This is a genomic window from Christensenella sp. (assembly GCF_034927525.1).
Taxonomy (GTDB): Bacteria; Bacillota; Clostridia; order Christensenellales; family Christensenellaceae; genus Christensenella.
The window spans coordinates 1-9,424 of record NZ_JAYFPU010000196.1 but is presented as its reverse complement, the minus strand read 5'-3'; the positions used below and the strand labels follow the sequence as shown (position 1 = coordinate 9,424).

Annotated in this window: 9 protein-coding genes; all 9 read left to right on the top strand. The window is 51.1% G+C overall.

Features of this window, described 5'->3' with window-relative positions; all coding sequences use genetic code 11:
* On the top strand, positions 1–1,542 hold a 1,542-nt coding region (locus VB081_RS08035), incomplete at its 5' end, for an FGGY-family carbohydrate kinase (protein WP_323400304.1).
* A 140-nt stretch (positions 1,543–1,682) separates the two neighbouring features.
* A complete protein-coding gene (locus VB081_RS08030; RefSeq protein WP_323400303.1) occupies positions 1,683–2,177 on the top strand; it encodes a flavin reductase family protein in 495 nt (164 codons plus the stop codon).
* Between the two features lie 15 nt (positions 2,178–2,192).
* Positions 2,193–3,689, top strand: a complete 1,497-nt coding sequence (locus VB081_RS08025) for a sugar ABC transporter ATP-binding protein (protein ID WP_323400302.1) — start codon at positions 2,193–2,195, stop codon at positions 3,687–3,689.
* A 13-nt stretch (positions 3,690–3,702) separates the two neighbouring features.
* On the top strand, positions 3,703–4,716 hold the full coding sequence (locus VB081_RS08020; protein ID WP_323400301.1) for an ABC transporter permease: 1,014 nt from the start codon (positions 3,703–3,705) through the stop codon (positions 4,714–4,716).
* Between the two features lie 150 nt (positions 4,717–4,866).
* Positions 4,867–6,090, top strand: a complete 1,224-nt coding sequence (locus tag VB081_RS08015; RefSeq protein ID WP_323400300.1) for a sugar ABC transporter substrate-binding protein — start codon at positions 4,867–4,869, stop codon at positions 6,088–6,090.
* A gap of 96 nt (positions 6,091–6,186) precedes the next feature.
* Complete coding sequence (locus VB081_RS08010) at positions 6,187–7,455, top strand: sugar ABC transporter substrate-binding protein (RefSeq protein WP_323400299.1); 1,269 nt, start codon at positions 6,187–6,189, stop codon at positions 7,453–7,455.
* A gap of 40 nt (positions 7,456–7,495) precedes the next feature.
* Positions 7,496–8,167, top strand: a complete 672-nt coding sequence (locus tag VB081_RS08005) for a hypothetical protein (protein WP_323400298.1) — start codon at positions 7,496–7,498, stop codon at positions 8,165–8,167.
* 76 nt (positions 8,168–8,243) lie between these two features.
* Positions 8,244–8,966 carry a PIG-L deacetylase family protein gene (locus VB081_RS08000; protein ID WP_323400297.1) on the top strand — a complete coding sequence of 241 codons (723 nt, stop codon included), beginning with the start codon at positions 8,244–8,246 and terminating at the stop codon, positions 8,964–8,966.
* A 38-nt stretch (positions 8,967–9,004) separates the two neighbouring features.
* Positions 9,005–9,424: PIG-L deacetylase family protein (locus tag VB081_RS07995; RefSeq protein ID WP_323400296.1), on the top strand; the 420-nt coding region annotated here is incomplete at its 3' end.

Here is a 9,424-nt window from a genome sequence, read left to right as displayed (position 1 = left end):
TTAAGGACAGCTGACGGAGGAAAACGTATGCTGCTAATGGGTGTTGATATGGGAACGTCCGGCTGTAAGGCCGTGATATTCGACAAGGAATGGAACGTGGTCGCACAGGCGTACCGCGAATATCAACTCCATTTTCCGGGCGGGGGTCGGCTGGAGCTTGATCCGGAGGCGGTATGGAACGGTATTTGTGAGGTGATCACCGAAGCAAACGGTATGTGCAGGGAGCCTGTGGAGGCGTTGGCAGTATCCGCAATCGGCGACGTGATCATCCCTCTTGGCAAAGACGGCAAAGCGCTTCGTTACTCTATCGTCGATTTCGACGCACGCGGCAAGCAGGAGATCGACGCGTTTGTAGAAGCCTTCGGCGGGGCAAAAAAATTTTTTAACCTGACAGGGATGCCGCCACTGTATCTTGGCAGTCTTGCCAAAATACTGTGGCTTAGGGAGCATGAGAAAGAAGTGTTCGAAAATGTCGCAAGATGGGCGACCTACGAGGACTTTCTGGTAGAGAGGTTCGGCCTTGCGCCAGCGGTCAGCTACAGCGAGGCGGCACGTACGATGCTGCTCGATATCCGCAAAAAGGATTGGGCGGGGCAGATATTGGCGCAAATCCCTATAAGGGCTTCACAGTTGCCGCAGCCGGTTCCTTCGGCGGCAAAGCTTGGCTTTATGGATGCAGAGCTTGCAAAACGGCTGGGATTCAAAGGACCGGTGCAGATCGCGAGCGGCGGGCACGACATGGTGTGTGCGGCGGTGGGCGCGGGGCTCGATGAAGAGGAGAGCGCGACGGCGGTAGATATTGCGGGAACGATCGAAGGGATCGTCGCTGCGATGCCGGACGCGAATACCTCCGACGAGATGCTTGAGAACCTTCTGCCGTGTTATCCGGGATTCACAGGATATGTGACGTTCAGCGTCAATGTGACAGCCGGCTGCGTGGTGCGCTGGTACCGCGACGTAATTGACCGTGACGAGTGGGAAACATGCCGCAAATATGGGGAGGACTTCTATGAATTTTTCCAGCGCGGGGTGGATCCGGAAAATCCGGGCAGACTGCTGCTGATCCCACACTTTTCCGGCAGCGGGAATCCGCATTTTGACCCCGGCGCACAGGGCATGATCTATGGATTAAATCTTGACACAAAGAGAGAAGACATCGGACGCGCGATCGTCGAGGGGCTGTGCTACGAGCTAAAGCAGCATACGCAGGCGTTCGATCAGGCGGGTCTGCACTTAAGCGGGCTGTATGCCGTGGGCGGCGGCGCACGGGTGGAAAAGCAGCTGCAGTTAAAGGCCAATATCACGGGGCTTTTGATAGAACAGGGTGTTGTGAGCGAATCGTCCGCGATGGGGGCGGCGGCTTATGCGGCCGTTGCGATGGGCAACATCAAAAATCCCGCGCAAGCGTTTCATAAAATAAAAAAGCAGGGAAAGGTGTTCCTGCCAGACAAGGAAGCAACAGCGCGCTTTGATGCTGCGTACCAAAATTATGAGATGTTATCACAGCAGATGCATCAATTCGAACAAGCAAAACAAGTTTAACAGCTTTCATTTTATTCAGACTTCTAGGTAACAGAACAAACAAAAAAGAATGCCCACACCGGTGCTGTGTATTTGTTGTTACCTAAAATCATTCAAAAACGGAATTCTAACAATCAAATCATCAGAAAAGGAGAAGAAAAATGAAAGAATTGACACTCGGAGCAAGCGCAAAATTAACGTCGCCCCACCTCTTTGCAGCGATCGTAACAAAGGACGATGCAGGCAGGGTGAACATCATGGGGGCTTCATGGATCACGTTCGCGTCGCTAAGAGATGCAAAAATGGTGTTTTGCATTTCTGATTCGGGCTATACAGGCGGGATCGTAGAATCAACAAAAAAGGCAAGCCTGTGCTTTGTGACGGAAAAAATCGCGGACAAGATATTCAAATGCTGCACGACAAGCGGGCGCACCACGGATAAAATAGAAGCATTTGGCATCGCGCTCAGCGAGCTCGAGGGGTTTGACGTTCCGGTGCCGGATGGAACGGGGGTCGCGTTCAGCTTAGAGCTTGACGAGGTGGTAGGCGGCTGCGACCACGGCATTTATGTATGTTCTGTCAAAAAAGCGGTGCAGTTGTCAGAAGAACCTGTGGTAATGGCTTTCGACGGTTACAGCAGGGTTGGGATTTTGTAAAAGGGGGAATAAAGTTTGAATTATGTACTGGAACTTTCCGGCATCGGAAAGACATTCGCGGGTGTGAATGTGCTGCGCGGTATCGACTTACAGCTCAAAAAGGGCGAAGTCCATGTACTGCTCGGCGAGAACGGCGCAGGCAAGTCTACGCTGATCAAAATCATTTCAGGATATCACAAACAGGATAAGGGCGGGAGCCTTAAGGTGGACGGCAAGGAAATGTCCTTCAAACGGCCCAAGGACGCGATCGACGCGTCTATCCATACGATCTATCAGGAACTGACGCTGTGCCCGTATATGACGGTCGCGGAAAATATTGTGATAGACAAACAGGATCATTTTAGCGGAGGGACGCTCAAAACGGCGGAATTCCGTAAAATCGCGGAAGAAGCGCTCAAAAAACTGGGACAGCCGGACATCGACCCGGATGCGCTCGTGCGCAACCTGTCCATCGCACAGCAGCAGGTCGTTGAGATCGCAAAAGCGATATCTGCGAATGCAAAGATCGTGCTGATGGACGAACCAACGTCGTCGATCTCGCAAAAGGATGCGGACAGACTGCTGCAGATCGTACGTAACCTGCGCGACGAGGGTGTTACGGTCATCTATATTTCCCACCGCCTGCAGGAGATAGGACAGATCGCAGACCGTATTACGGTGCTGCGCGACGGCAACCTTGTAAAGACGGTCGAGCAGAAGGATATTACGGACAAAGAGCTGATCAGCATGATGGTCGGCCGCGACATCACAAATACCTATCCCAAACGCGAAGTAGAGCTTGGGGACGTCGTACTAAAGCTTGACAAGATCAAATGCGAAGGCGTGTTCGAGGAGGTTTCTCTGGAGGTGCGCGCGGGCGAGATATTCGGCATTGGCGGTATCGTGGGCGCGAAGCGCACGGAGATACTTGAAGCGATCTTCGGAATCCGCAAGATCACAAGCGGAAAGATGTATTTGAAGGGCAAGGAGTACGACCCTTCGGAGCCGCGTGACGCGATCAAAAATAAGATCGCTTTTGTCACGGAGGACCGCAAAAAATCAGGATTGGTGCTGTGCCTGCCTGTGATGGAAAATTCAAATATGATCAACGTACAGAAAAAGTCCAAGTTTGGGTACATAGACTGGAAGGCAATGCGAAAAATGGCGCAGCGCCAGAAAGAGCGGCTTTCAATCAAATTAAACGACATTGATCAGCGTGTGGATACGCTCTCGGGCGGCAATCAGCAAAAGGTTGTACTGGCAAAGTGGATGGACTTTGAGCCGGACGTCATATTGTTCGACGAACCGACGAGAGGCGTTGACATAGGCGCAAAGACAGAGATATACAACATCATGGGGGAACTGGCAGAAAAGGGCGTTGCGATCGTTATGGTATCGTCCGAGCTTCCCGAACTCATCAGCGTAACGGATCAGATCATGGTCATGCGCGAGGGTGTGATGAAAGGGATTTTAGACAGAAGTGAAGCGACGCAGGAACTGATCATGAGCCTCGCGACAATGGAATCAAAATAGCAGGAGGAAAACGATGGAAACACTTGGAAAAAACAGAAGTATGATGGGATTTTTGACCAAATACAAAACAGTGATCATTCTGGCCGCAATCATTGTGGTTTTCGCGATTTTGAACCCGGTATTCATTATGCCGGCAAACTTAATGAACATGATCAAACGCGCGAGTTACGTGGCGCTGGTCGGTTTTGGCATGACGTTCATCATTACGCTGGCAGACCTTGACTTGTCGGTCGGATCGATGGCCGCGATCGTGGGCGTTACGCTCGCGATGATGCTCGGAGCAGGCGTACCGCTGATTCTTGCGATCATTATCGTATTTGCCCTTTCGCTGGGTATGGGACTGCTGAACGGTTTCATCATCGTAAAAGGCAAGATCAACGCGTTCCTTGTTACACTGGCGACCATGAACATTTTTAGGGGGATCGCGCTTACGATATCTGAGGGACGACCGACGCCGATCACGGCGGAAGGTTTTGCGGATTTCTTCGGAAACGGTTTGATCGGAGATTTTCTGCCCACGCCGATCGTCATTATGGTCGCATTCTTTGTCCTGACGTTGTTCCTGTACAAGCGTACGAAGTTCGGCTTTTATGTGCGCTGCATCGGCGGTAACCCGGAAGCGGCCCGCGTGGCAGGCATCAACGTAGGCAGCATCAAACTGATCGCCTTTACGCTAAACGGCCTTTATGCGTGCGTTGCGGCACTGATCTTAGCGGCGCTGATGAACTCAGGAATGCCTGACATCGGGTCTGACCTTGCTCTTGACGCGATCGCGGCAGTCGTCCTCGGCGGAACGATCATCGCCGGCGGCTATGGCACGGTTTGGGGAACACTGGGCGGCGTACTGATCATGGGGGCGCTCAACAGCGGCATGAGTATTCTTGGAGCACAATCGCATGTGATCATCCTTGTAAAAGGAATCGTGATTATTCTGGCGGTACTGATGCAGAACGTCTTGAGCCCGGACAAGCTGAAGGCGAAGCCGGCAAAAAGTATGCCTGCGGAAGCGGCTCCCACGAAAGAATAGGTAATCCTTTTCGTTCTTACTGTTTTCCGGTGATTACAGCGGAAAACACCATTCAAAAGATATGTTTTTCCAGCTTTTCCCTTTGAATGAAAAATCTTACAATTTGACGCAAAGCGTCAAAAAATAAGCAAAGGGAAAAGGAGAGAAAAAATGAAGAAAACACCGTTGATAGCAGTGCTTTTGATCTGCATTATGCTGTTTAGCGCATGTGCAAGCGGAGGAGGAACTACGCCCAGTGCAACGACCGATGCGCCTGCCTCGCAGAGTGCGGCGACAGATGCTCCCGCATCTGAGGCGGGAGAGGCAAAGGTACATACAAATGCAGACGCATTTGAGTATGTGAACGAGGCAGGAACAAAATCCGATATCAATCAGTATTACAACGATCTCGGAATCGAATGCAGCGTAGACATCCGCTCTGCGGGCGGCGACGTCAAGATCAAAGACGGCGCAGTTGCGCAGATGCCTACACCGGACGAAAAGTATACGATCGGGTTCTCCGTATACTATACGATCGACGAAGTTGGTTCCATGTACTTAGAAGCGATGAAGGCCGCGGCCGCGGAAGCGGGCATCGAGCTGCTGATCAACGATGCGGACTATGACCAGAACTCGCAGAATCAGGCGATCGAACAGTGGATATTGCAGGGCGTGGACGGCGTTATATTGACACCATGCGATTTCACAGGCGTAAAAGCTTCGCTGGACGCGCTGGAAAAGGCAGGGATCCCGGTCATCTCTCTGGATGCGCCGCCGCAGGCGGGCAATGTGGATGCGATCGTAACCTATGACTGCATCGAACAGGGCAGACTGGCAGGCGAGCTGCTGGAAAAAGCGCTTGTTGACAGCGGGTCGGATATGAAGGGAAAGGTTATCTACAATACGCTTCCTTTTGTCCATCCGAACGCAGTAACGCGTATCATCGGCTTTAAGAGCGTATTTGAAAAATATCCTGATATCGAACTGATCGAACTGACGGGAGAATCGCCGGAGGACCATTACACGGCATTCGAAGGCGCGATCCAGGCAAACCCGGAAATGCTTGGCGCATGGGGGCTTTACAGCTCGGCGACCATTGGCATGAACAACGCCAAACTGGCCGGAAAAATGGAGGACATCCTGCTGACGTCTGTTGATAACGACAGACCGATCCTGGCGGGCATCTCCAAAGATGAAATACTGGGAAGCGCGTGCTACAGCGCGGTGGACGGTTCGCGGATCGCCCTGTCCCATATGATCAACCTGCTGAATGGCGCTGAAATTCCGGGCATCACCTATCAGGAAAATATTGTTGTCACAAAAGACAATGTGGAAGAAATGTTCGGACATTATTATCCGGGCAACACATTGCAGGACTACCTCAACGCGAACTGAGGAAAAGAGTAACTCCCTCCGTTCGCTTGATAAAAGAGATATGATTTGGGCCTCATAAGGGGCCGCAAAATAAAAAACCAAACGGAGGAAAAGAAAATGAAAAAAATGTCATTGGTTGCCCTGGTACTGGTCGTACTCATGCTCTTTGCAGCATGCGCACCCGCACCGGCTGCATCGTCTGAACCCGCCGCTTCGAGCGAACCCTCGCAAAGCGCGGCAGCAGAACCCAGCGAAGAACCGAGCAGCGCGGCACCTTCCGAATCGGCGGCAGCCGGTGCATCGGACAACCCGAACGCTGCGGACTTTGAGTACGTGGAAGCGGATTATATCAAGGACGGTGTCTTCGACATCAACTCCTACTACAATCCCCTCGGCGTAGAATGTAACGTTACCATCAGAGAAGACGGCGGCGTTGTCAGGGTCAAAGACGAAATGACGACAGAGATCCCGAAAGCAAAAGAAAAATTCAAAATCGGTTTCTCAGTATACTACACGATCGACGAAGTCGGCGCTATGATCCTTGACACAATGAAAAAAGCTGCTGAAACAGCTGGCGTAGAACTGCTTGTAAACGATGCAAACTATGAGCAGAGCGCGCAGGATCAGGCGATCGAGCAGTGGATCGAGCAGGGTGTGGACGGCGTGATACTCGCTCCGTGCGACTTCGCAGGCGTAAAAGGATCGCTTGACGCGCTTGAAAAAGCGGGCATTCCGGTTGTTTCGATGAACCCGCCGCTCGCAGGAAATGTAGACTCAGTTATTATGATCGATTGTATCGAAGAAGGACAGATGGCGGCGCAGGCTCTCATCGACGCCCTGAAGGCAGACGGAAAAGAGATCAAAGGAAAAGTCGTTTATCAGTCGCTTCCCTTTGTACATCCGAACGCCGCTACCCGTACCAAAGGTTTCAAGGACTCTTTCGCTGAATACCCCGATGTAGAATTCATCGAGCTAACAGGAACGTCCCCAGAAGAACATTATACCGCATTTGAAGGCGCTTTGCTAGCAAATCCGGACATGATCGGCGCGTGGGGCCTGTACAGTGCAGCTACAGTTGGTATGATCAATGCGAAAAAAGCAGCGAAGAGCGACGTTCTTCTTACCTCGATCGATAACGACAAGCCGATCCTTGCAGGTATCAAAGACGGTTCGGTTCTCGGCTCCGCATGCTATTCCGGTATCACGTCCGCCAACTGGTGCATGATCCAGATGGTCAATATCTTAAACGGCGTGGAGGACATTCCGGCGGCTATCTTCTATGAAAATCAATTCGTAGATGCAAGCAACGTTGACGCAATGTTCGATCATTATTATCCGGCAAGTACTGTTACATTGGATGAATACATGTCTGGTAAAACAGAGTAGGAGAAACTAGCAGCTAAATTTGAAATGAGGTAATTGAAAAATGAATAAGGCACCTGAGTTAATCGTAATGCTCACGCACAACGACAGGACAGTGGAGAACGCAATCGAAGTATTCGAAGCGGCGAAGGATGCACCTGCTACATGTTGGGGATTTAAGGAAGTTGGACTTCCGATCCCTGAGATGAAGATTCTTGTGCAAAAAATGAAGGAGGCAGGCAAGAAAACATTCCTCGAAGTCGTGGATTACACGGAGGAGGGCTGCCTCGCAGTAGCAAAAATCGGTGTGGAATGTGGCTTTGATGCACTGATGGGTACGCTGTATTTTGACTCGGTACGCGATATGCTCTGCGAAAGCGGTGTAGAATACCTGCCGTTTGTCGGAAAGCTTTCTGGACGCCCGAGCGTGCTCGACGGAACGATCGAAGAGATCATCGCCGAAGCGCAGGATCTGGTGGAAAACAAGAACATCAAAGGATTTGATCTTCTTGGCTACCGCTATGTGGGCGACGCGGTCAAACTCAACAGCGAGTTTGTAAAGAGCATGGATGTACCGATCTGTCTTGCCGGCAGCATACAGAGCTACCAGCGTCTCGATGAAGTCAAATCGACGGGCGCATGGGCGTTCACGATCGGCGGCGCGTTCTTTGAGAACAAGTTCGATGGAACGTTTGCAGAACAGATCACTAAAGTTGTAGAGTACATGAACCAGTAACGAAAAAACTGCCAGAGGCGGGTTATGGCATCTTGCTATAGCCCGCTTGTCCGGCAGGAAAGGCGGGACATTAGCTATGAGAGTTCTGTTTATGGGCGCGCATCCGGACGATTGTGAATATTATTGCGCGGGAACACTTGCCAAATATGCCAAAATGGGGCACGAAGTATTTATTGCGATCTCAACCAACGGGAACATTGGCTCTATGACCGCGAAAACAAAAGAAGAAGTTGCGCGTTTAAGGCACAATGAAGCGATCGACGCATGCTCGGTGATCGGTGCGAAGCTCATCTGGATGGGCTTTGACGACGAATACCTGATCGACTCGCGTGAGGTGCGGGACGCATTTATCGACGCGGTGCGCGAAGCGCGGCCGGATGTGATATTCACCACATGGAAAATGAGCGACTATAATCCCGACCATGATATCAACGGATATATGGCGTTTATCGCAAGGATCAACGCATCTATCAAATTGATCGAAACAAAACATGAAGCGACAGAAAAGATCCCGGTCATGTTTTTCTGCCCGCCAACAGGGCAAATGGAATTTATGCCGGACTATTATGTAGATATTTCAGAGGAAATGGAAACAAAAATAACGATGTGGAAACGGCATAAATCCCAGAATGAGGAATGGTGTGGCGACATTTTCGGCGTTGATGTTCTGAAGGGAATGATAAGGACGTGCGAGCATTTTGCCTACCAGACCGGTTCGGGGATCAAATATGCGGAAGGATTCAAGCTATGTAAAACATGGCCGATCGGCGTGGCAGAGCCACATAAGATGCTGCCGTAAAAAAAGGCTGTTTAATCGCAACGCAAAGGAGAAACGAAATGAGAGTATTGGCATTTGGAGCACATCCGGACGATATTGAATTCCGGTGCGGGGGAACGCTTGCCAAGATGGCGGCAAGGGGAGACGAGATTTTTCTGTGGATTGCCACAACCGGCAATATCGGTTCTGTCCAGATGGGCAAGGACGAAATACGCGCCCTGCGTCACAAAGAGGCGCAGGCAGCCTGCGACCTCATCGGGGCGCACTTGATCTGGCTTGACGAGCCGGATGAATTTTTGTTTGACAACGAAAAAACGCGTCTGAAATTTGTGGACGCATACCGCATCGCACGACCGGACGTCGTGTTTGCGCCGCCATATTTCAAGGATTATAACCAGGATCATGATATGACTGGTTACCTCGCGTTTGTAGCGCGGGTGATCGCTACTGTGAAGCTGATCGAAACAGAGCATGAGCAA